The sequence below is a fragment of the Xanthomonas sp. NCPPB 3218 genome, assembly GCF_056725185.1.
The window spans coordinates 3,529,107-3,551,302 of the sequence record NZ_CM161516.1; the positions used below are offsets into that span (position 1 = coordinate 3,529,107).

The following is a 22,196-nucleotide window of genomic DNA, read 5'->3' on the forward strand; positions in this document are numbered from 1 at the left end:
CGCTCAGGCGAACGCAGCAGTCGCAGACGCAGTGTGCGCCTGCTGCAGGCGGCGCTGCTTCTCGGCCATCAGCCGACGCACGTTGTGCAGCGAGGCCAGCATCAGGAACGCAGCCTCCAGATAGCCGGCCCGGTGCAGTTGCTGCAACGAGGACGCATCGAGTGCGGCAAGCCGCTCGCGGTCGATGGCGAACAGGCCTTCCAGCTTGGTGGCGTGGGTGGCATCCAGCGTGACATCCAACTGCACCGGCTGGATCAGCCCCAACGCATCCAGTGCGGCCGCCATCGCCTGGCCGGCATCCACACCGTCGCGGATGCCGCGCAATACACCGATGATGTGCTCCAGGTACGGGCTATGGCCGCCCTGCGGAAGAAAGACCGCCTCGCCTTCGTGACGGCTGATGCGCGGGTGCTCCAGATCGACGTGGATCACCGGCTCCTGCACCAAGGCGCCCTCGATGCGCTGCTCCTGGAAGCCGATCAGGAACGGGCCCTTGGCGACGATGCCGGGCAGGTAGCTGGCAGTCCAACGGCCGTCCTGCAGGAACAGATTCTCGTCCTGTGCAAAGCCCAGCAGCGCCACCGACTGGTAGCCGCCGGTGGCTGGATCCTTGCGAAAGAACAGCGGGTACTCGCGCTGCAGCTCGGCGTATTCGGTGACGAACGCCGGCACCAGGCCCAGCGCATCGCCGAACTCGGCACCGAAGCGCAGCACGACGCGCAGATCGTGATGCGCCACATTGTTGAGCACTGCGTATCGCGTCATCTGAAACTCCAACGGTGCTCCGCCACGGAGTACCGCATTGCGTGGAATGCGTCGATCGCGCGGCCAGGTACCGCACTTGCTGGTGGCGAGCATTGCCAAAAAGCGGCAGACCGGCAAGCGGCACAGCAGCATCGGGACCTGGCCTGCAGCAACCTATATCGCCGGTGTGACCCGGCGGCGGCCGTGTGTGGGTGCAAGCAAGCGCCGCGTGTACCGGCGACACCAAGGGATGCGCGGCGGCATCCAGCTCGCGCCTGCGGTTGCGGCCGCCGGACCGGTGCCACGCAGGCTGACGACTCGATGCGGCCACGTGGCGCAGCCAGCGAACGCTCGCCGGCCGCCTTCGAAAAAGCGCGCGGCTGGCCCGCACCAGCCCGCACGTCGGCATCGGCCCCACCAGGCACCGGCTGCGCTCACCGGGAGGGAAGTGAGCGCAGCCGGTGGGTCAGAACGCGTAACGCACACCCAGCGTGTAGCGTGGCTGCTGGTCGATCAGGCGGATGATCTGCTTGTCCGAGCGCCCATGCCAACGCACGTCTTCGCCGGTGAGGTTGATCGCCTCAAAGCCCACGGAAAGTTGCTTGCTGAAGCTGTAGCTGACGCTGAGGTCCCACTGCTGATACGCCTCGACGTAGTACGGATTGCGGTTGGCATTGTCCTGGTTGGCGGCGATCAGATACTCGTCGCGCCAGTTCCAGGCCAGGCGCGCGCTCCAGCCGTATTTTTCGTACATCAGCATCACGTTGGCGGTGTCGCTGAGGCCGAGCAGCGCGAACTGGTCGCGATCGATCACCGTGTTGTCGAAGCCCACATCGCCTTCGACGATGGTGTAGTTGGCGTAGATGCCGAAGCCGGTGCTGTCGAAGAAGTACTGCCCGCCCAATTCCCAGCCGTGGATGTTGGCCTTGTTCTGGTTGACCGGGCGCGACACGTCGAACTGATACAGCGGATCGGAGGCATTGCCGACGATATCGTAGGCATTCTCCAGTGCCAGGCTCTGCGCCGAGCTGCCGTTGTAGGCGGCCAGCCCGCCGGTGGCAGCGGCATTGCGCAGCAGCGCCATCGCCGCAAACAGTGAGGTGTCGTTGGCCGAGCACGCCGCCGCGACGTCGTTGCCGGAGGCGCCCACCTGCGCCGCACAGGCGCCGCTCTGCAGGAACGCCAGCGCGGCCTGCGCGTCAGGACCGGAGGTGGGATCGCTCAGCCCGTACAGGGATTCGCGCGAGACCGTGTTGCCGATGAAGTTGCTGACGCGCTTGTTCCAGAACGTGGCCGACACGTAGCTGGCATCGGCGAAGTACCACTCCAGCGCCAGATCGAGGTTGTCCGATTCCAGCGGGTCCAGTTGCGGGTTCTGCGAGCTGCCGCCGGCACGGTTGGACGGATTGATCAGGATCGAGCCATTGGGCGTATTCGGCGTCGGGCCGGCAATCAGGTTGTTGTAGGGCGCGCGTGCGATGGTCTGGCCGAACGAGGCGCGCCCCTTCAGCTGATCGGAGATGTCGATGCTGAAGTCCAGATTGGGCAGGATGTAGTTGTAGCTGGTCTTCTCGCTGAAGGGCTGCTGCTCGGTGGAGCGCAACAGCTGGAAGTCGTTGTTGGCCTGCCACAACAACGCCGTGGGCGTGGCCACCTGCGAGGTGGATTCCACATCGGTGCGCTCGTAGCGCAAGCCCAGCCGCGTATTGGTGGTCATGCCGGAGATGTCGCCCTTCAGTTCCAGCTGCACGTAGGCGGCGCGGGTCTTCTCTTCGACCTGGTTGTCGGCGCTGTATTGCGGGTTGTAGCGGGTGGTGGCGCCGTACTGGCTGCCACCCCACAGCGCCAGCTGATCGGCATCGCCGCGCCAAGCATTGGGCGCGGCGCCATTGGCGTTGAAGTCCTTGAACATGCCGGTGATGCTCACCGGCCGCAGCAGCGCCTGCATACCGGGCTCGTTGCCGGCGTTGGCCACGCCCCAGTCACCCAGCGTGGAATTGGTGTCGCTGGTGAGCCGGTTCATGGTGGTATTGGCGGTACTCACGCCGAACTGGAAGCGCCCGTCCTCGAAATCGAAGGTGCCGTCCATGCGGCCTTCCTTGATCTCGGTGACCTGCGATTGATAGAAGATGCGCAGGACCTGCGAGCCAAGCTCGGCGGGGGTGAAGTCCGGGTTGAGCACGCCGTTGGTGCCGGCCAGGGAATCGGCCGCGGTGGGATACCAGGTGCGTGCGCCGATCGGCAGGCCATTGTTGAAGCGCAGCTCCTGCCCCCATTGACCGCCGCAGGACGGGCCGTTGCTGCAGTTGTTGGTGCCGGCGAAGCTGAAGTACGTGGCGCTGCCGCCGGTGACCGGGTCGTTGGGCAGGCTCTTGGTCTTGGAGTTGTGCGCATCGAAGGACAGCTGGAAGCGGTCGCTCACCTGCCAGTCGGCATTGAAGCCGAGCGAGCCGAGCGTGTACTTCTGCTCGTTGCGCTGCTGCTCCATGCCGAAGTCCTTGGCGCCGTTGGGCACGTCACGCAGATACACCGGGGTGGCCACCGCCTGGCCGGTGTCGAAGGTCAGATCGGTGAAGCTGTTGGCGCGCTGCAGCCAGATGCCCTGCTCGCCGCGCTCTTCGCGGATTTCGTTGGACGAATAGGTGTAGTCCAGGGTCAGGGTCAGGCTGTCGCTGGGCGCGAACTGCATCACCGCCTGGCCATTGGTGCGCTCGCGCTGGAAGTCGGCAAAGGCATAGCGCAGATCGTTGGGCATGCCGTAGAGCTGACCGATCGCCGGTGCATTGGTCACCACCGCATCCGGGCGCAGGGCCGGGTCGGTACCGGTCCAGCGCTGGATGTTCCAGGTGTTTTCGGTGGCCTGCACCGAGCCGCCATGGCGCTTCTGGTAACTGCCGCTCAGGCCGATGCCGAAGGTCTTGTCGGGATTGGTATAGCTGAAGATGCCGGAGACTTCAGGAGTGAGCGAATCGCCGAACGGCTGCGAACGATCCGACACCATCTTGGCGCCGGCATTGGCCACCACGCCTTCGTGATTGAACGGCTTGTCGGTCTGGATGTTGATGGTGGCGCCGATGCCGCCGCTGGGCGCGGTGGCACGGCTGGTCTTGAACACCTCGATGCCGGTGATGGCTTCGGAGGCGAGCTGGGCGAAGTTGAACGCGCGCGTGCCCACATCCACACCACCGATCGGAGTCTGGCCCGGCGCGCCGAACGCATCGGCACCGGGAATCAGGCGGCCGTTGAGGGTGACGGTATTGAACTGCGGGCCGAAGCCGCGCGCGGTGACCTGCGCGCCTTCGCCATCGCGGCGCTCGATCGAGATACCGGTGATGCGTTGCAGCGACTCGGCCAGATTGGTATCGGGAAATTTGCCGATGTCTTCGGCGCTGATCGCGTCCACCACGCCGGCAGCATCGCGTTTGATGCCCATCGACTGATCCAGGCTGCTGCGGATGCCGGTGACATTGACCGCATCCAGGGTGGTGGCGGTTTGGGCGCCGGACTGCGGTGGTGGCACCTGCTGCGCGGTAACGTCCTGCGCAAAGGCGGGGTTGATCACCAGGATGCCACCGACGAAGGTAAACATGGCCTTCGACTTGAACTTGCTCAACGTACGACGCATCGATCTATCCTCGGGTCTGGAGTCCAACACCCACGGCCGTGGTCGCGGAATGCGACGCGGCGCTTGCCTGGCCACGCGCCTGGACGGCACGCGACATACATCCCTGCACAGCACTTGCTCTGATCCGCCGCCTCGACTGCCGGCGCATCCCCCCTGATGCAAGCCATGTGCGTGCCACGTCCTCACGGACGCGCCGTGCACCTGGCGCTGTACCGCACCTGCGACTGCCTTCCCAACCAGTACGCCTGCACCACGTGTCTCGCCCTGCGCCTCTGCATGCAACCGCGTACCAGCGGGCAATGCAGGACTGATAGCGCTAACACGGGGCGCAGCCTAGTCACGCGTGGCGGGGCTTGTCACCGTGCGTTGCAGCAAACACACCAAGCCACATGCAGGCACAAAACACCGCGTGCGCTTGAGTCCGCAGTGCGAAAGCAGGCGCAGCGTGGCTGTAAGCGTTACCAGCCAGCGGTGGCGATAACTACGCCGCAACGGCGCAGCTGCATGTCGTCGCCTGGCCGCAGCAACACCATACGAAGCAGTTGCGCAAAGCAGCGCGAGAATCGCAGCGCGGCCGCCTTCAACGGCGATGTGCTGAGGCACACACGCGTGGCAGCGGACGCCGATGCGAGCACGTCATTGCGCGCTTGCGCGCGACATCGGACTGCAGGGCGCAACGAAAAAACGGCGCAATCGCTGCAATCGATTGCGCCGCTGGTGACGGTGAACCGCGTGGGCGGAACGCCCGCAGCATCTGCGCCATTGCAGCGCAGATGCCAGCGATCGGCACCCGCTAGCCGATCGTATTGACCTGGTTGTCGCCACGCTGGGCATCGGGCAACACATGGTCCGGATCCAGCGTCACGTGCAGCACTTTCTGCGTGGTCGGCAGCGTCAGCGTGGGCGCGGTGTTCTGCAGCCAGCTTTCCACCGGCACGCGGCGGTCCAGATGGCTGCCGTCGGCCAGGTCCACCCGCACGGTGACCGGCATCACCAGTTTCTGGCGGCTGCGCAACGTGAGTTGCAGGCCCTTGGCGGGATCGTGATCGACGTAATGGGCCTCGCTGATGCCCATGTCCAGCTGCCAGTTGTTGAGGTACCAGCCGCGCCACCACCAGGCCAGATTCTCGCCACTCTCGCTTTCCATCAGCCGGAAGAAATCCGACGGCGTCGGGTGCTTGTAGGCCCAGGTCGCGATGTATTTGCGGAAAGCCGGGTCGAAGCGCTCCGGCCCCAGGATCTGCTCGCGCAACAACACCAGCCCCAACGCGCCCTTGAAATAGGTCAGCGAATGCCGATAGGTCTCGCTGGTGGAATCGGCGTTGTCCATCAATGTCGGCGCGCCGGCATCGGCCAGCAGCGGCAGGATTTCGTCGACCGGGTTGCCGCCCTTGGGCGCATATTCCGAATCGCGCTTGGGCGCGTACTCGCCCTTGTTGAAGGCATCGGATGCATAGACGTCGATGAAGGTGTTGAAGCCTTCGTCCATGAACGCGTGGCGGCGCTCGTTGGAGCCGACGATCATCGGGAACCAGGTGTGTCCGATCTCGTGCGCGGTGATCCAGAACAACTCCTTGCCGCTGTCCTCGAAACCGTCGAAGACGATGCCCGGATACTCCATGCCCGCACCGTACCCGCCCAGGTTGATCGCGGCCGGCCACGGATACGGGTACCACTGCGAGAAATGTTCGATCGCGCCCTTGACGTATTCGGTGGAGCGGTTCCACTTGTCCGCGCCCACGCCCTCCAGCGGATACACCGACATCGCCAGCGACTGCTTGCCGCCCGGCAGCTTGATGCGCGCGGCATCCCACACGAACGCAGGCGAGGCGGCAAACGCGACATCGCGGGTGTTGTCCATATGGAAGCGCCAGGTGCGCGTGGCGTTTCCCGCAGGTTTGGCAGCGCGCGCGCTTACTTCCTCGGGCGTGCGGATCAGCACCGTACGATCGCTGCTGCGTGCCTGCTGCAGGCGTTGCTGTTCGCTGCGGCTGAGCACCTCGGCCGGATTGGTCAGCGCGCCCGAACCGGCGACCAGGAAGCCCTCCGGCACGGTCACCGCGTAGTCGAAGTCGCCGTACTCCAGATAGAACTCCGAGCCCAGGTACGGCTGCGTGTCCCAGCCGCGCAGATCGTCGTAGACGGCCATGCGCGGATACCACTGTGCAATCTCGTAGATCTCGCCCTGCTTGCTGGTACTGACCGCAGTGCGCCCGCCCCAGGTGCCCGGAATCGTGTAGCGGTAGCGGACATGCACGGTCAGCGCCTTGCCCTGCCCGGCCAACGGCTGCGGCAGGTCCACCCGCATGCGGGTGTCGTCGACGACGAAATGCGCAGGCTGGCGACGCCCTCCATCGTCGATCTCGACACTGGCGATCTGCATGCCGTCGGTGAACTGGGTGCGGCGCGACGGCCGGCTGGCGGCAGCGCGCGCATCGGCGCGGTAGATGTTCTGGTCCAGCTGCAGCCACAGCACGTCCAGCGTGTCCGGGCTGCGGTTGGTGTAGTGGATCGCCGCCTCGCCCGTGAGCGTGTGGGTCGCCGGGTCGATGCTGGCGTTGAGGCTGTAGTCGGCACGGTTCTGCCAGAACAGCGGGCCGGGGACGCCGCTGCCGCTGCGGTAGGCGTTGGGTGCATCGGGCAGTTGCAGCGGTGCGAACAAGGCCAGCGGATCGAAGACGCTTGCCGGCGCGGCGGCGCTGGTGGCGGGCGCGGCGTGCGCGGACGAGGTGATGCATGCCAGCGACAGCGCAACGGCGAGCGAACGGCGCAAGGTGGGGAACATGCGTGAAGTCCTGCGGCGGAGGGGATCCCCATCCTACGGTCGCCTTCGCCAGGCACGGCACTGCCATTGGTCCCGGTTGCGGCATCGAACTTCTCTCGGCGGTGACAGGCTGCCCGGGGCGCAGCAGCCGCGGCCCGCGCGCGATCTGCAGATGCCGATCGCACCAGCCCTGCCCTGGCGGCGGCTAGCCCGCGCTTGCCACCTCAATCGGCAGCAAGCCGCGACAAGCGCAACGCGCCATCCCCACCCTCGGCCAGCGCATCGCCCGGGTTGCTCAACCGGCAGCGGCGCAGCGACAGACAGCCGCAACCGATGCAGTCGGTGAGCTGGTCGCGCAGGGCCTGCAGCTCGGCGATGCGCGCATCCAGTTGCCCGCGCCAACGTGCCGACATGCGTGCCCATTCCGCACGCGTGGGCGTGCGCTGGTCCGGCAGCACCGAGAACGCATCCAGCACCTGCTGCAACGGCACGCCGAGCCGTTGCGCCACGCGAATCACGGCGATGCGCCTCAGCACGTCGCGCGCATAGCGGCGTTGATTTCCGGCAGTGCGCAGGCTGCGGATCAGGCCCTTGCGCTCGTAGAAATGCAAAGCCGACACCGCCACGCCACTGCGCTTGGCCACCTCGCCCACGGACAACTCACGCTGCATTGCCTTGACCTCAACCTTGGTTGAGGCAGGATGCTGCGCGGCCATGACCGGTGCAAGCCCCGTGGTCATGGCCCTACACATTTCAGTTTCTGGATGCTCGATGCCCGCCGATACCGCCCTGCCCGCCACGCCACTCAATGAGGCCCAACCCACTTCCATCCTGGCCGCGCCGTATCGCGCCGCAACGCTGGGCATGGTGGCACTGGTATCGCTCAATGCCTTCGAATCGCTGGCGGTGGCCGCCGCCATGCCGACCGTCGCGCGCGAATTGAATGGCTTGCCGCTGTATGCGCTGGCGTTCGGCGGCACCCTGGCGACCAGCGTGGTCGGCATGACCGCCGCCGGGCGCTGGAGCGACCGACGTGGCCCGGGCGGCGCGCTGGCCTACGGCCTGCTGTGCTTCGTGATCGGCCTGCTGGTGGCAGGGCTGGCGCCGAGCATGCCGGTGCTGATTGCCGGCCGCCTGCTGCAAGGCCTGGGGGCCGGCGCGTATTCGGTGGCGCTGTATGTGATCGTCGGCCGCCTGTATCCGGAAGCCTTGCGGCCCCGCGTGTTTGCTGCGTTTTCGGCCGGCTGGGTGGTGCCGTCGTTGGTCGGGCCGGGCATCAGCGGATTGATCGTGCAGCACGTGGGCTGGCGCTGGGTGTTCCTGTCGGTGCCGCTGCTGGCGATACCGGCCGGGCTGATGCTGTGGCCGGCGATCCGCGGGCGCACCTGGTCCAGCGACACAGCCGGCGCGTCGGATTCCGCGTTGCGCTGGGCGGTGGGTGCGGCCTTGGGTGTGCTCGGCGTGTATCTGGGCGGGCAGCTGCACGGCACGAGCGCGTTGCTGGCGATGCTGCCGGCACTGGCGCTCACCGGGTACTGCGCCTGGCAGCTGTTGCCTGCCGGCACGCTACGGCTTGCGCGCGGGCTGCCCAGCGTGATCGCGCTGCGCGGCATCGCGGCGGCGGCCTTCTTCGGCTTCGAGGCGTTCCTGCCGTTGCTGCTGTCGCGCGAGCGCGGCCTGTCGCCGCTGCTGGCCGGCGTGGCGCTGAGCGTCGGCGCGCTGGGCTGGTTCAGTGGCTCCTGGTACCAGGGCCATAGCCGCGCCGGCTGGTCGCGGCCACGCCTGCTCAAGACCGGTGCGTGCTTCATGTCGCTGGGCATCGTGATCAGCGCGGGGGCGGTGTGGCCGGTCATCCCGGTGCCGGTGGCGATTGCCGGCTGGGCGCTGACCGGCCTGGGCATGGGCCTGCTGTATCCGAGCCTGTCGGTGTTGACGTTGTCGCTGTCGCCGCCGGCGCAGCAAGGCGCCAACAGTTCGGCGCTGCAGTTGAGCGAGGCGATTGCGGTGGCCGGCATGCTGGCGCTGGCCGGCGCCTTGTTCGCCGCGCTGCTGGCCTCGGCGACTGCGGCCGCCTACCTGAGCGTGTTCGCCCTGGCATGGCTGCTGGCGGTGGCGGGCCTGTTGGTGGCGCGGCGGGTGTAATGGGTGTGCGGTGTGCGCGGTGTATCGAAGCAAGAGAACACTGATCGCGAGGCTGACGTGTCGCGCTCAGTCGATGTGTATCGCCCGCATCACATGCAGCGCGCGTACGGTCTGCACGACTTGCTGGATCCGCCTGCACGGCAGGTCGCGTTGGCATGACGCAACCCAGGCCGGCACATCTCATCGCCCACAGCGCAACCGACTTTGCCGATCCTGCCGAGATCGCTGCGATCGGGACCGGAAAAACGTATCCGCGAGCGGCTGGTCATTTTTTCGCCACCCATCTTGACAGCGTTGCAGGCCGGGGCCTGCACCCACTTGTCCACAGCCTTGTGCAAGTTCCATCCACAGGGGGTGTGGAAAACCTGCGCTGCGCGGCAGGCAGCGCAGGGCTTGCGCGTCACTGCAGCATGTGTCAGGCGATACTTAGCGGCAGTTGCCTCATGCAGTGCCGGCCTGGCATACGTCCCGGGCCATGCGGGAGCAGCGCCTTACTCACCACCACATGCAAGGGCGATCGCGCCACACGGCAGCGCCGCGTCGCAGCGGCGCTGCCTCACCCACTGCTGCATCAGTTCACGATCACGTGCGGCACGAAGCGCGAGGTGTCGCGGGTGATCGGACCGTCGTCGTCGCGCATGCCCAGCCCGGCCGGACGATCGGCCACCACCCAGCTGCCGACCAGCGCATGCCGGCCATCGAACACCGGCAATGGATGATGCGCCTGCAGGATCGCCGGCCCGTCCACATACGGGCCATCGGTCTGCGCAGCGTCGCCCTGTGCGCTGACCAGGGAAATATTGGCACCCTCGCGCGACAGCAGCGGCTTGCGTACCCAGCCTGCCGTGGGCGCTTCGCCGGTTTGCGCAAAGCGCGCCGGCAGCAGGTTGGGATGGCCCTGATGCCGCTCCCACAACAGCGGCAGGATGCCCTTGTTGCTCAACACCGATTTCCACGCCGGCTCGATCAGGCGCACGCGGTTGGCGCACAACGCCGGGCCGAAGCGCTCTTCCATCATGAATTCCAGCGGATACAGCTTGAACAGCGTGTGGATCACCCGGTCCTGCTCATCGGTAAACCAGCCATCGGCGCTGAGGCCGATGTCTTCGATGGCCACTTCCTCGGTGCTGATGCCCACCTGATGCGCGCAGTCGCGCAGGTAGCGCACCGTGGCGCGGTCTTCCAGCGAATCGCGCACCGCGGAGAAATGCATCTGCGCACCGATCGCGCCATCCACCGCCAGCGCGCCCAGGGTTTCGCACAGCAGGTCCTGGATCAGGTTGTACTGATCGGTGCCCTTGGGCAGCGCACCGGCGGCGATCTGCTGTTCCAGCCACAGCCACTGGAAATACGCCGATTCGTACAGCGAGGTCGGCGTGTCGTAGTTGAGCTCATACAGCTTGGCCGGGCCGTTGCCGGCATAGGCCAGGTCCATGCGGCCGTATAGATGCGGGTCGCGGTTCTTCCACGAGGTGGCGATCCAGTCCCAGTAGAACGGCGGGATCGCCAGCTGCGTCATCAGCTGCTCCGAGCCCACCACCTCGTCCACCAACTGCATCGCCATGTCATGCAGTTCCTGCGTGGGCGCTTCAATGTCGTCTTCGATCTGCTGCAGCGTAAACGCGTAGTACGCGCTTTCGTCCCAGTACCGCTCGCCGTCGATGGTGTGGAAATGGAAGCCGAGCGACTCGGCCTGCTCGCGCCAGTCCGGGCGCTCGGCAATTGCGATCCGTTGCATGTCAGCCGCCGTATCCGGAGCTGCGCCCGCCGCTGCCGAACGAACTGCGCGCCGCCGCACTGGAGCCGAAACCCGAGCGCGACACGGTGATCGCCCGCGACGGCATGTCGATGGCGCCGCTGCGCCCGCGGACGGTGCCGACGCGGTTGCTGGCCAGATCGCCGTTGGGCTTGTAGTACCCGCCGCTGCGGTAATCGCGGTACAGCGGAATCGAGCCGCCATAGCGGTAGCCGCCACCACCGGTCATGTTGCCCAACGCATAGCCCAGCAGGAACCCGCCCATCGGCGGGATCCAGCTCTGCTGGCCCTGCGCCGTCTGCACTGCCGTGCAACTGCCGAACTGCTCGTCGCACTCGTAGCGCGTACTGAAGCGCGGCGCGGCCTGTTGGTGCTTGGTCACCGCCTCGTCGTAGGCCTTGAGGCATTGCTGGATGTCGGTCTGTTCCTGCTTGATCTGGTAGCAGTCGGAGGCCGACTGCAGTACCACGCCGGTTTCCGGTTCGGAGCCGCAGCCGGTGACGAGGGCGGCCGGCAATGCGGCCATCAGGGTGAGCTTGAGATTGCGTGATCGCTTCATGCCTGCGCTCCGTTACGGCGTGATCGCCGCGGCATTGATCAGCCCGACGGCGATCGACACGCCGGCCGAAAAGATGCCGGCGGCGGTGACGTTATCGGTGATCTGCCGCGAGATGCGCCCGGCCACCAGGTTGGCCAGCAGATACGCCACGACCTGGATGCCGCAGGCGACCGCGCCCCAGATCAGCGCATCGACCAGGCTCACCGAATGGGTGATGGCCGAATGCAGCGGCAATGCCACACCGATCAGGTTGCCGGCCAAGGCGGTGGCCGCAGCCACGTTGCCCTGCCGCAGCAGGGTGAAATCCTTGTGCGGGGTGACCAGGGTCACCAGCACCACCGCCACGATCAACACGCCCAGGCCGGTGCCGAAGTAGGAAAGAAACGCGAGGAAACTCTGCAGGTTGATCGGGTTCATGACAGGACCAGGGTAAGTGGAAGACGAGCGCGCACGCTCAGGTGATATCCAGATCGGCGACGGTGACATCGATGCCGACCGCATAGGTGACGCAGAACTCGTTGGGGCCGGAATCCTCGCCGGTGACCAGCAGGAATTCCTCGCGCTGCAGCTCCGGTACATCGCGGCTGTAGAGCATGGCGTAGTGGGTCAGATCGCCATCGCGGCGCGGCGGCTGATAGCGGTACAGCACCTCGTCGTAGGCGATCGGCGGGATGCGCGCGGCATCGTCGGTGGACTGCGTGGCGCGTTGCCAGCGCTTGCCGGCGTACTCGATCTGCGCCGCACCCAGATGCGGATGCTGCATCACGAACTCCTGAAACGCCTGCTTGCTGGGCGGATTGACCGTCTCGCAATACACGAAGGCCTTCATCGCCTCCAGATCGCCGCCAACCGTGGTGACCTGCAGGAACGCGTCGTCGTCCAGATAGAAACGATGCAGGGCATAGCCATCGCCCAGATTGACGTGGCCGTAGCACGGAATGCCCTGATGCCCGCCCGGCAACTCGGCGGTCATGGCCTCCGGTGCCATGCGGTACAACGTGGTATCGATCTCCAGCTGCCCACCCACGCGCAAGCCCAGCGGCAGCGCGTGACCGATGGCGCCAGTGCCGGAGCTGGACAACGGCGGTGGTTGTGGTTGACCGAACAACTTGCTGAAAAAACTCATCGTCATGCACCTTGTGGCGATGGGGAACGGGACACCGGCTCAGCGCGCAGGGCCTGCCAGGCGATGGCAAACACGGGAACGCGATGTTGGGCCAGGTAATACAGCATGGCACCGGCCGGCACCGCGGTGTGTGCGGGCGGGTTCAAGCGCAGCGCGCCATCGGGCGCGCGCAGGCCCAGCAACAGGGCGCCGCGCTGGCCGAAATCGGCGGCCAGCAGGCGGTAATCCAGCGGGTCGACATCGGCAGGAACCGCCAGGCTGAACTGGGTCGGGCCATCGTCCACCGACAGCAGTTCGGCCGTGATCGCCGCGCTGCCCGGATCCTGCGCCGCGCGGGCCAGGATCTCGGCGGTCATCGGCCGCGTGCATTCGATCGCCGGATAGTGGCAATTGACCAGCCGCGCGGCGCTGCCCGAATCGAAGTGCGCCACGACGTGCGCACGCGGCGCATGCGCCATCAGCGCGAACACCGCCGCCAGGGTCTGGTCGTCCGAGGGCGGGTTGACGATCACCCGCGCCGCACCGGCGATGCCGGCACGCAGGTAGACCTCGGTATGCGTGTAGGACTCGGCGGCGATGAAGCGCATATGGTCGGGCATCGGGTTCTCGGCCACGCCCTCGGCGATCAGCACCACGCCTTCGTCGTCGGTAGCGGTATCGGACAGCAGCAGTTCCAGCAAGCGTGTGGACGCGGCGCCCTGCCAGCCGATCAGGATGGTGTGCCCGTGCAGATCGGCGTAAGCCATCTTGCCCATGTGGTGGCGCCTCCAGAAGGTGATGAGCACGCCGCTGGTCTTGGCCAGCACCGTGGCGAACAGCGCCACCGCGCCCGGCATCAGCACGAACGCGGCGATATAGCGCCCGGCCACCGAACCCGGCGACAGGTCGCCGTAGCCGATGGTGGTGGCGGTGGTCATGTAGTAGTACGGAAACGCGTCCAGGCCAACGAGCTTTTGCTCGCCGGCCAGCAGCAGCAACACCCAGCTCAGCCCCATGTGCGCCAGCAATGCCAACGCCACCATGCCCCAGCTGACGCGGCGCACGTGGCGCCGCACTATCCGCAACAGCTTTCCGACGATGATCATGGCGCGTCCTGTGCCGTGCGGCGGATCAGCTGTCGCTGCGCGGAACCTGCTGCACGTCGCGCACCTGGCCGATCAGCGGCGCGCTGCCGCCGGCGGTGTCGTGGCCGAGCTGGGCCGGCTTCTTGAAGCGTGCCAGCACTGCGGCGGCGTTGGACTCGCCTTCCATCAGGCCGGCCGCAGCCAGACGCCGGTTCAGATCGCCGTCGCCACTGGCTGCCTCCAGCTCTTCGGCCGATTCGATGCGTGCGGAGGTCTCGGCCTGACGCGCCTTGATTCGCTCCAGCGATTCCAGTGCCGAGCCCATCTTGCTGCTGGCACCGGAATGGCGCGCGGCAATCGCCGCCTGTGCCTTCTGCACCGCATCGGTGGCCTTGACGGTGTCGATCTGCTGGCGCATGCCGCGCAGCTGGTTCTCGGTCTTCTGGATGGTGGCCTTGAGCGTCACCACCGACTGGTCCAGCGAGCTCTTGGAGGCCTTGTCGCCGGCGTCCTCGCTTTCCAGCGCCGCCAGCTTGACCGCCACGTCGTGCGCCAGTGCCTCGTCGTTCTTGGCCAGCGCACCTTCGATATAACGCGTGTATTCGGCCATCTTGCCGGCGCGCGCGTCGATCTTCTGCTGGGCGAGCTTGCTCTGCGCCATCAGCTTGGTCAGCTCCTCGCGCGAGCGCGTGAGCTGGGCGCCGGCATCGCGCATTTCCTGGTCCAGGATGCGCAGCGCGTTGGCGTCGACTGCCTTCTGGCCGGTTTCGTGTGCAGTGCCACGCAGCAGCGTGATCAGCTTTGAAAAGATACTCATGACAACACGCCTTTAGGAAAAGAACGGCTTGAGAGATTCGGCGGCATCCAGCGTATTGGCCGCCAGGGTCTGGATTTCCTCGTCGATCTGGTCGAGCGTGGACGACGCCGACAGTTCGCCAAAGACCACATAGCTATCCTTGCCGTCGACCTGCACCAGGCCCAGGTTGGACAAGGGATTGAGCGGGTTGAGCCGCAGGCAGGCATCGTTGAACGCCGCGCGGTCGCTGACCTGGTCGGCATTGGCCAGCAGCGTGGAAACGAACACCTGCGAGCCGGAGGCGGCGACCTGGATCTGCATGTCGCCGTGGTCGGCCAGGGTGAGGTTGATGGCCGGCTCCAGCCCGTCGATCAGCTCGACCTCGATCGGCTGGTCGCGGTAGCGCTCGGCCAGCAGGCCGTGCAATTCGACAGTGGTGTACTGCGTCATACGATGTCCTGTCCTTTGGTCATGCAGCGGTGGTGATGCAGTTGCCGCTGCGGTGATGCAGCAGCGGCCGTGCAATGGGCGGACATACTACAGACTGTCCGCGACCGGCAGAAAGGGCCAGAAGTCAGCCGGTCAGGCCAGCTGCAGGCGGTAGTAGACCACCCGTTCAGTTGGCTCGAAGCCGCATGCCGCATGCGCCGCCTGGGCGCCGCTGTCGTCCAGCCGCGCATCGGAGGCCAGCTCCGCGCAGCCCTGCTCCCGCGTCCACTCCACTGCCGCGGCCACCAGCGCGCGACCGAGCCCGCGACCGCGCCAGGCCGGACTCACATACCAGCCTTCCAGGAAGCCCACCGGCGTGCTCTCGGTGCCATTGACGTAGTCGTGGCGTACCGACACCTCGGCAAACCCCAGCGCCGCATCCGCGTCGTCCACCGCCAGCAGGTGGCTGGCGTCTGCTTGCGCCAGCGCGGCCTGCAGCTCGGCGAGGCCATCGTCGGCATCGGGCCACAAGGCCAGGCGCAGGGCCAGCAAGGCCTGCGCATCGGCGCCCACCGCCGCGCGCACCCGCCAGCCGGCCTGCGCGCTCACGGATACAGCATCCGCTTGCTCCAGTGGCTGGCCGCATCGGCCTCGTAACGCCAGCGCTCGTGCAGGCGGAACTTGGCGCCGTACCAGAACTCGAATGCCTGCGGCACCACCCGGAACCCGCCCCAGCCCTCCGGGCGCGGCACCGCGCGGCCTTCGAAGGTGGCTTCGACCTTGGCGATGGCCGCGTCGAACTCCTCACGCGAGCCCAGCGTCTGCGACTGCAGCGAGGCCCAGGCGCCGATCTGGCTCATGCGCGGGCGCGAGGCGAAGTAGGCATCCGATTCCTCCGCGCCGACCAGTTGCACGCCGCCCTCGATGCGCACCTGGATGCCGGCCTCGCGCAGGCTGCGCCACAGAAACAGCAGGGCGGCCTGCGGATGGGTCTGCAGGTCGCGGCCCTTCGCGCTATCCAGGTGGGTGTAGAACACGAACCCGCGCGCATCGAAGGCCTTGAGCAGCACGGTGCGCGCGCTCGGCCGGCCGTCCACGTTGGCGGTGGCCACGGTCATTGCGCTGGCTTCGAGTTCGGCGCCGGCCTGCGCCTCGGCGTACAGCGCGGTAAAGGTGGCAAGGGCTTCTGCGTACAGATCGGTCATGACGGTGCGAGGGCAGCAAGATTGACGCCTATTGTGGGCGCATCGGGCCTGCTTCGCCTATGCGCAGCGGTCGACAGGCCTGCGCCCGCTGTAAGAACCTGCCGCCGATGCCTGAAAGCAGGTCGCGCGCATTGGGACGTCTTCGCGCCACTGACGCTGGCTGCCAAGCACTCGCCACGGGTTGCGTGCAGCCACTCCATCTTCAGCGGTCGTCCCAGCCGTTGTCCGCGCAGCGTGGGTGTCGATGCTGCTGCGCGCAGCCGGCGGTCGCCGCGCCGGAATGGTTTCAGTCCATGCCGATCGGCCCGATGCGCGGGCCCGAATGCTACGATCCCTGCGCATGAACCCCGCTTCCAATCTCGTGATGGTCGGCCCGATGGGCGCCGGAAAAAGCTGCATCGGCCGCCGTCTGGCCGAGCGCTTCGGGCTGGAGTTCGTCGACGTGGACCAGGCCATCGTCGAGCAGGTCGGCAGCAGCATCCCGGCCATTTTCGAACAGCACGGCGAAGCGCGGTTCCGGCAGCACGAGGTCCAGACCCTGCAGACGCTGCTGGAGCAGGACAACAAGCTGATTTCCACCGGCGGTGGCGCGGTGCTGGATCCGCTCAACCGCCAGCGCATCCGCGCGCGCGGCTTCGTGGTGTACCTGCACGTCAGCGTGCCGGCCCAGCTCACCCGGCTGGCGCGCGACCGCAACCGGCCGCTGTTGCAACGCGCCGACCGCGAGCAGGTACTGCATGCGATGGCCGCCCAACGCACCCCGCTGTACCAGGAGGTCGCCGACCTCAGTCTGGAAACCGATCATTTCTCCCCCGCCGAGGCCACCGCGCAGCTAGTGCTGCGCCTGGCCGCGCAATGGCGCATGTCGAGTCCCCCCGCATGACACTTCCCCGTTCTTCGCGCAGCGTCGATGTCGACGGTGCGCAGCCGTACACCATCACCATTGCGCCCGGCCTGCTGGCCGATGGCGCGCGCCTGGCCAGCCATGTGCGCGGCCGCCACGTATTGCTGCTCAGCGACTCGCAGGTGGCCCCGCAGTACGCCGCCGGCGTGCGCAAGGCGCTGCTGCAGGCGCGCCCGGACCTGCAACTGGGCGAGCTGGTGATCGCCGCCGGCGAAGCCTCCAAGACGCTGGACAATTTTGGCGCCGCGATCACGGCATTGGCCGAGCTGGGCGCCACCCGCGACGCCTGCGTGTTCGCACTCGGCGGCGGCGTGGTCGGCGACCTGGCCGGATTCGCGGCGGCGTGCTGGATGCGCGGGGTGGACTGCGTGCAACTGCCCACCAGCTTGCTGGCGATGGTGGATTCCTCGGTCGGCGGCAAGACCGCGGTGGACATCCCGCAGGGCAAGAACCTGGTCGGCGCGTTCCATCCGCCACGCGCAGTGATCGCCGATACCGACACCTTGCATACCCTGCCCGCGCGCGAGCTGCGCGCAGGGCTGGCCGAGGTGATCAAGTACGGCGCCATCCGCGACCCGCTGTTCTTCCAGTGGCTGCATGCCGAACGCCGCGCGCTGCTGGAGGGCGATGCCGACGCGCTGGCGCAGGCGATCGCGCGCAGCTGCGAGCACAAGGCCGACATCGTGGCGCGCGACCCGCTGGAAAAGGGCGAGCGTGCCCTGCTCAACCTGGGCCACACCTTCGGCCATGCGATCGAGACCGAACAGGGCTATGGCGCGCCCGGCAACGACAACCTCAACCATGGCGAAGCGGTCGCGGTGGGCATGGTGCTGGCCGCGCGGCTGTCGGCCGCGCTGGGCATGAGCGATGCGCAGGACACCGACGCACTGCGCGCGCTGCTGCATGACTTCGACCTGCCCACCGACATTCCGCCCGGCCTGTCCCCGCAGGCCCTGCTGGGGCGCATGCGACTGGACAAGAAGAACATCGCCGGCCGCCTGCGGCTGGTGTTATGGCGCGGCATCGGCAAGGCCGAGGTGGTACCCGATGTCGACGAGGCGGCAGTGCTGGAGATCCTGGCGGGCTGAGCAACGCCGCTTGTCTCCGGCACATTCGTAGGAGCGCCCCCGGGCGCGACAGGGCTTGCCGGTAAATCCCCGTCGCGCCCAGGTGCGCTCCTACGCAATGCCTGCTTGCCAACGCTCCCTTCGCAAGCGGAGCAACCCGGCGCGCCCATTGCCCCCAGCCTTCAGCACCGCCCGGCTACAATCGGCGCCATGCGCATCCACTTGCAACACGATCCTGGCGGCAACGCGCCGCTCCGCTACGTCCAGCTGACCCTGCAACCGGATCTGTTCGGCGGCTGGGAGCTGCTGCGCGAAAGCGGCGAGATCGGTGGACGCTCGCAGTTGCGACGCGACCAATACCTGCTGCAGGACGAAGCGGACCGGGCCTTCGACAAGGCGCGCGACACCCACCTCAAACGCGGCTTCCAACTCATCACCGGCGGCGCCGACGCGCCGCGCTGAGGACACACCTCCCATGCTCAAGAACGATCGCCTGCTGCGCGCCCTGAACCGTCAGCCTGTGGACCGCACCCCCGTGTGGCTGATGCGCCAGGCCGGCCGCTATCTGCCGGAATACCGCGCCACCCGTGCGCGCGCCGGCAGCTTCCTCGGCATGGCCAAGAATCCCGAAATCGCCTGCGAAGTGACGCTGCAGCCGCTGCAACGCTTTCCGCTGGACGCGGCGATCCTGTTCTCCGACATCCTGACCATTCCCGATGCGATGGGCCTGGAGCTGTATTTCGTCGAAGGCGAAGGCCCCAAGTTCCGCCACCCGGTGCGCGATGCCGCCGCGATCCATCGGCTGGGCGTGCCGGACATGGAGACCGAGCTGCGTTACGTGATGGATGCGGTGCGCCTGATCCGCCGTGAGCTGGATGGCGCGGTGCCGTTGATCGGCTTCTCCGGCAGCCCGTGGACACTGGCCTGCTACATGATCGAAGGCGGCGGCAGCAAGGAATACGCGCGCATCAAGGCCATGGCCTTCAACGCGCCGGAGGTGCTGCATCACCTGCTCGGCACCGTCACCGATGCGGTGATCGCCTACCTGTCCGCGCAACGCGCAGCCGGTGCACAGGCGTTGCAGGTGTTCGACACCTGGGGCGGCGTGTTGTCGCCGGCGATGTACCGCGAATTCTCGCTGCCCTACCTCACCCGTATCGCGCGCGAGCTGGAACGCGGCGACGGTGCCGAGCGCACCCCGCTGGTGTTGTTCGGCAAGGGCAATGGGGCCTACGTCAGCGAGCTGGCGGCCAGCGGTGCCGAAGCGGTAGGCGTGGACTGGACCATCGCGCTGGCCGACGCCGCCCAGCGCGCCGGCGGCCGCGTCGCGCTGCAAGGCAACCTGGACCCGGCCACCCTGTACGGCTCGCCCGAAGCGATCCGCGCCGAGGTCGGCAAGACCCTGGACAGCTACGCCCAGGGCAATGGCGGCTCGCGCGAAGGCCATGTCTTCAACCTCGGCCATGGCATGTCGCCCGACATGAATCCCGACCATGTGGGCGTGCTGGTGGAAGCGGTGCAGACGCTGAGCAAGCGGTAATCCAAGGCACGGGTCGACAGCGCACCGGTGTGCTGTCGACCGCCGCTCAGCGCGCCCGCCCGGGGAGTGCACGCTGAGTGTGATGACGGGCGGTGGCTGCATCAGCAATAGATCGGCAGCACCGCCGATACGTACGGGATGCTGCCAGGCCGCGCCAGGCACGCGGCACAGTGACGAAGGCAGTCTTCAGCGATAGCAAGACCAGCCTCCATGCCGTCACCCGGATCACGTCTGCATCCGCTCCAAACACGGCCCTCCCGCCTCGTTCCGTTGAACGTGATCTCGCCACTCCAGTGATGTGCGCAGTGAGCGCCCTGCCGACGTCACTGCGACGTGATGCGCGCCGAGCTCAGCCGCAACGCGGTCAATCATCGATGCGCGTGGGCTCCGGTTTCGCAGGGCACCGACAGCGTACCGGCCGGCCATTGACTTGCCGCAGAGAGTCGCCAAGCGGACGCGAGCGTTGCTGCCTTGCGTCAGCAGCAGCCTGTGCTCGCCTGTTCTGCATGGTCTTTCCGTTACTCCCTTTGCGATTCACCACGACATTCCCCGCACGCGGTTCCAAAACGCGTCATTACATCGCATGCCGCCCTAAAGCGGATCGGCTTCACGTCGATAAGCCCGGCATTGCCGTCGTTTAAACCAATTTTCCCGGAGCAAGGAGATTTACTGTTTCTCCACGGTGATGCGGTGCCACTGCAACACATCTCCGGACAGGCAGGCCGCCTGCCGAACCTCGACATCGTCACGTTTGTTCAAACGCTCCACTCATTCGAGAACAGGGAGAAACGCATGGCATTTCCAACCGCCGTCAACGACCAGATCACCGACTCCGTCACACAAGCCAATACCAAGGTGCTGGGCGATGCCCCCGCCATCGCCATGGGCAATCTGTACCAGGCCACCGCGCAGGCACTGGCCAATGCCGCCCATAACGCGACCAATGCGCAGCAGCAGAGTTATGTCACTGCGCAGTCGGCCACCACCATGGGCGTGGCCACCCTCTATTCCATCGACACCGCCACCACCGGGGTTGCGACCAAGCAGGTTCTGAGCACCGGCATAAAGGGCCTGGGCTAAGCCGACCGTGATTTCTGGCACATAAGGAGCAAGCAATGGCATTTCCGACCGCAGTCAATAATCAGATCACCGATTCCGTCACCCAGGTAAATACCAAGGTCCTGGGCGACGCACCGGCGATCGCGATGGGCAATCTGTATCAGGCAACCGCGCAAGCGCTGGCCAATGCCGCCCACAACGCCACCAACGCGCAGCAGCAGAGTTACGTCACTGCGCAGTCGGCTACCACGATGGGCGTGGCGACGCTGTACTCCATCGACACCGCCACCACCGGCGTCGTCAGCAAGCAGATCCTGGGCGTCTGACGGCCCGGCTAACGCCAAGGACATTCGCCAATGGCATTTCCCACCGCCGTCAACGACCAGATCACCGACTCGGTTACCCAGGCCAATCTGCAGGTATTGGGAAGCGCTCCAGCCGCAGCCATGGGCAATCTGTACCAGGCCACCGCGCAGGCGCTGGCCAACGCGGCCCACAACGCAACCCTCGCGCAACAGCAGATGTATGTCACCGCACAGGCAGCAACCACGATGGGCGTTTCGCTGCTGTATTCGCTCGATACCGGCACCACGGGTGCCGCCACCAGGAAGATCCTCGGCTAACCGCTAACGCCGCAGCGTCTTCGTTGTTTCCCTACCTCAAGGAGCTATCACCATGGCCTTTCCGACCGCCGTCAACAGCCAGATCACCGATTCCGTTTCCCAGGTCAACACCAAGGTCCTCGGCGATGCGCCGGCGATTGCAATGGGCAACCTGTTTGTTGCCACCAGCCAGGCGCTGTCCAATGCCGCCCACAACGCCACCAACAACCAGCAGCAGTCCTACGTGACGATGCAGGCGTCGACGACCCAGGGCGTGTCCACGCTGTATTCGATCGATACCGCGTCCGATGGCGTCGCCACCCGGGAAATCCTGAGCGCCGGTCTCCGGTAATCGGCAGCCAGGCGCCGCTGTCACAGCGAGAGCGGCGCCTGGTTCGATACGCGAAGCCTTTGCAACCACCACGCAGTTCGCTGGCCGAATCGAGAAAGGACGTCTCATGCTGCAACTACGTCATATCCCCACGTCCAACACCCTGGACGTCGTCGTCAGACTGATCCGGGGCCGCACCATTGTGGCGACGTTCGCGCCGCACCAGAAGGCGGTGATCAACGTCGAGTTCGACGGCATCCTGCCTGTGATTCCCGGAGCGCAGCCGTTGGTCTACCGCCGGAAGCTGGACAGCGTGATCAACGTGCCGCAGGGCAATTTTGCATTCCTGGAACGCGTGCCCGATGGCGTAGCCTTGCAGTACGCGTGCAGACACGAACCACAGAACACCGTGCTGTTCTCGGCGTCGGCTGGCGTCGCACAGCGCAGGCCGTCGTTGGCCTAGGACACTGATGCCAGTGCCCC

At 66.5% G+C, this 22,196-nt stretch carries 23 protein-coding genes; 10 read left to right on the forward strand and 13 right to left on the reverse strand.

Going from position 1 to position 22,196, the window contains the following annotated elements:
• Positions 1-3: 3 nt before the first annotated feature.
• The 4 genes from AC1PLS_RS14710 to soxR form a co-directional block, all read right to left on the reverse strand.
• On the reverse strand, positions 4-765 hold the full coding sequence (locus tag AC1PLS_RS14710; RefSeq protein WP_046346016.1) for a SapC family protein: 762 nt from the start codon (positions 763-765) through the stop codon (positions 4-6).
• A 445-nt stretch (positions 766-1,210) separates the two neighbouring features.
• On the reverse strand, positions 1,211-4,369 hold the full coding sequence (locus tag AC1PLS_RS14715) for a TonB-dependent receptor (protein WP_054591471.1): 3,159 nt from the start codon (positions 4,367-4,369) through the stop codon (positions 1,211-1,213).
• A 793-nt stretch (positions 4,370-5,162) separates the two neighbouring features.
• Positions 5,163-7,154 (reverse strand): M1 family metallopeptidase, encoded by a 1,992-nt coding sequence (locus AC1PLS_RS14720; protein WP_184433950.1) that lies wholly within the window; start codon positions 7,152-7,154, stop codon positions 5,163-5,165.
• 203 nt (positions 7,155-7,357) lie between these two features.
• A complete protein-coding gene (gene soxR / locus AC1PLS_RS14725; protein WP_024938717.1) occupies positions 7,358-7,804 on the reverse strand; it encodes a redox-sensitive transcriptional activator SoxR in 447 nt (148 codons plus the stop codon).
• A gap of 100 nt (positions 7,805-7,904) precedes the next feature.
• Between soxR and AC1PLS_RS14730 the strand changes: the two genes are divergently transcribed.
• A complete protein-coding gene (locus AC1PLS_RS14730; protein WP_046343694.1) occupies positions 7,905-9,275 on the forward strand; it encodes an MFS transporter in 1,371 nt (456 codons plus the stop codon).
• A gap of 571 nt (positions 9,276-9,846) precedes the next feature.
• Here AC1PLS_RS14730 and AC1PLS_RS14735 read toward each other — a convergent pair.
• The 9 genes from AC1PLS_RS14735 to pdxH all read right to left on the reverse strand — a co-directional run bounded on the left by AC1PLS_RS14735 (position 9,847) and on the right by pdxH (position 16,210).
• Positions 9,847-11,013 carry a glutathionylspermidine synthase family protein gene (locus tag AC1PLS_RS14735; protein WP_039526127.1) on the reverse strand — a complete coding sequence of 389 codons (1,167 nt, stop codon included), beginning with the start codon at positions 11,011-11,013 and terminating at the stop codon, positions 9,847-9,849.
• Position 11,014: 1 nt separating this feature from the next.
• Positions 11,015-11,590, reverse strand: a complete 576-nt coding sequence (locus AC1PLS_RS14740) for a DUF1190 domain-containing protein (RefSeq protein ID WP_016904951.1) — start codon at positions 11,588-11,590, stop codon at positions 11,015-11,017.
• 12 nt (positions 11,591-11,602) lie between these two features.
• The gene (locus AC1PLS_RS14745) at positions 11,603-12,007 is read right to left on the reverse strand and encodes a DUF350 domain-containing protein (RefSeq protein WP_005995053.1); all 405 of its coding nucleotides are present in this window, start codon (positions 12,005-12,007) and stop codon (positions 11,603-11,605) included.
• 37 nt (positions 12,008-12,044) lie between these two features.
• Positions 12,045-12,722, reverse strand: a complete 678-nt coding sequence (locus AC1PLS_RS14750) for a YjfK family protein (RefSeq protein WP_184433948.1) — start codon at positions 12,720-12,722, stop codon at positions 12,045-12,047.
• Positions 12,719-13,801, reverse strand: a complete 1,083-nt coding sequence (locus tag AC1PLS_RS14755) for a potassium channel family protein (protein WP_054591476.1) — start codon at positions 13,799-13,801, stop codon at positions 12,719-12,721. Before AC1PLS_RS14755 ends, AC1PLS_RS14750 begins: the two co-directional genes overlap by 4 nt.
• A 25-nt stretch (positions 13,802-13,826) precedes the next feature.
• Complete coding sequence (locus AC1PLS_RS14760; protein WP_024938711.1) at positions 13,827-14,597, reverse strand: PspA/IM30 family protein; 771 nt, start codon at positions 14,595-14,597, stop codon at positions 13,827-13,829.
• Between the two features lie 12 nt (positions 14,598-14,609).
• Entirely contained in the window at positions 14,610-15,026 is a 417-nt protein-coding gene (locus AC1PLS_RS14765; RefSeq protein WP_005995044.1) for a YjfI family protein, read from the reverse strand.
• 132 nt (positions 15,027-15,158) lie between these two features.
• The gene (aac(6'), locus tag AC1PLS_RS14770; protein WP_104568161.1) at positions 15,159-15,614 is read right to left on the reverse strand and encodes an aminoglycoside 6'-N-acetyltransferase; all 456 of its coding nucleotides are present in this window, start codon (positions 15,612-15,614) and stop codon (positions 15,159-15,161) included.
• Positions 15,611-16,210, reverse strand: a complete 600-nt coding sequence (gene pdxH / locus AC1PLS_RS14775) for a pyridoxamine 5'-phosphate oxidase (RefSeq protein WP_005995039.1) — start codon at positions 16,208-16,210, stop codon at positions 15,611-15,613. Before pdxH ends, aac(6') begins: the two co-directional genes overlap by 4 nt.
• Positions 16,211-16,550: 340 nt before the next feature.
• On the opposite strand from pdxH, the gene AC1PLS_RS14780 reads away from it, so the two are divergent.
• The 9 genes from AC1PLS_RS14780 to AC1PLS_RS14820 all read left to right on the forward strand — a co-directional run bounded on the left by AC1PLS_RS14780 (position 16,551) and on the right by AC1PLS_RS14820 (position 22,176).
• Entirely contained in the window at positions 16,551-17,093 is a 543-nt protein-coding gene (locus tag AC1PLS_RS14780) for a shikimate kinase (RefSeq protein WP_005995037.1), read from the forward strand.
• Positions 17,090-18,202 carry a 3-dehydroquinate synthase gene (gene aroB, locus AC1PLS_RS14785; RefSeq protein ID WP_184433945.1) on the forward strand — a complete coding sequence of 371 codons (1,113 nt, stop codon included), beginning with the start codon at positions 17,090-17,092 and terminating at the stop codon, positions 18,200-18,202. Before AC1PLS_RS14780 ends, aroB begins: the two co-directional genes overlap by 4 nt.
• 189 nt (positions 18,203-18,391) lie before the next feature.
• Complete coding sequence (locus tag AC1PLS_RS14790) at positions 18,392-18,643, forward strand: WGR domain-containing protein (RefSeq protein ID WP_006449079.1); 252 nt, start codon at positions 18,392-18,394, stop codon at positions 18,641-18,643.
• Positions 18,644-18,656: 13 nt separating this feature from the next.
• A complete protein-coding gene (gene hemE, locus AC1PLS_RS14795) occupies positions 18,657-19,721 on the forward strand; it encodes a uroporphyrinogen decarboxylase (protein WP_024938707.1) in 1,065 nt (354 codons plus the stop codon).
• A 792-nt stretch (positions 19,722-20,513) separates the two neighbouring features.
• Positions 20,514-20,801 carry a RebB family R body protein gene (locus AC1PLS_RS14800; protein WP_024938706.1) on the forward strand — a complete coding sequence of 96 codons (288 nt, stop codon included), beginning with the start codon at positions 20,514-20,516 and terminating at the stop codon, positions 20,799-20,801.
• Between the two features lie 35 nt (positions 20,802-20,836).
• Positions 20,837-21,106: a RebB family R body protein gene (locus AC1PLS_RS14805; RefSeq protein WP_024938705.1), complete on the forward strand. Its 270-nt coding sequence runs from the start codon at positions 20,837-20,839 to the stop codon at positions 21,104-21,106.
• A 30-nt stretch (positions 21,107-21,136) separates the two neighbouring features.
• Positions 21,137-21,403, forward strand: coding sequence for a RebB family R body protein (locus tag AC1PLS_RS14810; protein ID WP_054591479.1), 267 nt, complete (start codon positions 21,137-21,139; stop codon positions 21,401-21,403).
• Between the two features lie 52 nt (positions 21,404-21,455).
• Complete coding sequence (locus tag AC1PLS_RS14815) at positions 21,456-21,734, forward strand: RebB family R body protein (RefSeq protein ID WP_022973268.1); 279 nt, start codon at positions 21,456-21,458, stop codon at positions 21,732-21,734.
• Positions 21,735-21,840: 106 nt separating this feature from the next.
• Complete coding sequence (locus tag AC1PLS_RS14820) at positions 21,841-22,176, forward strand: hypothetical protein (RefSeq protein ID WP_054591480.1); 336 nt, start codon at positions 21,841-21,843, stop codon at positions 22,174-22,176.
• The last annotated feature ends 20 nt before the right edge of the window (positions 22,177-22,196 follow it).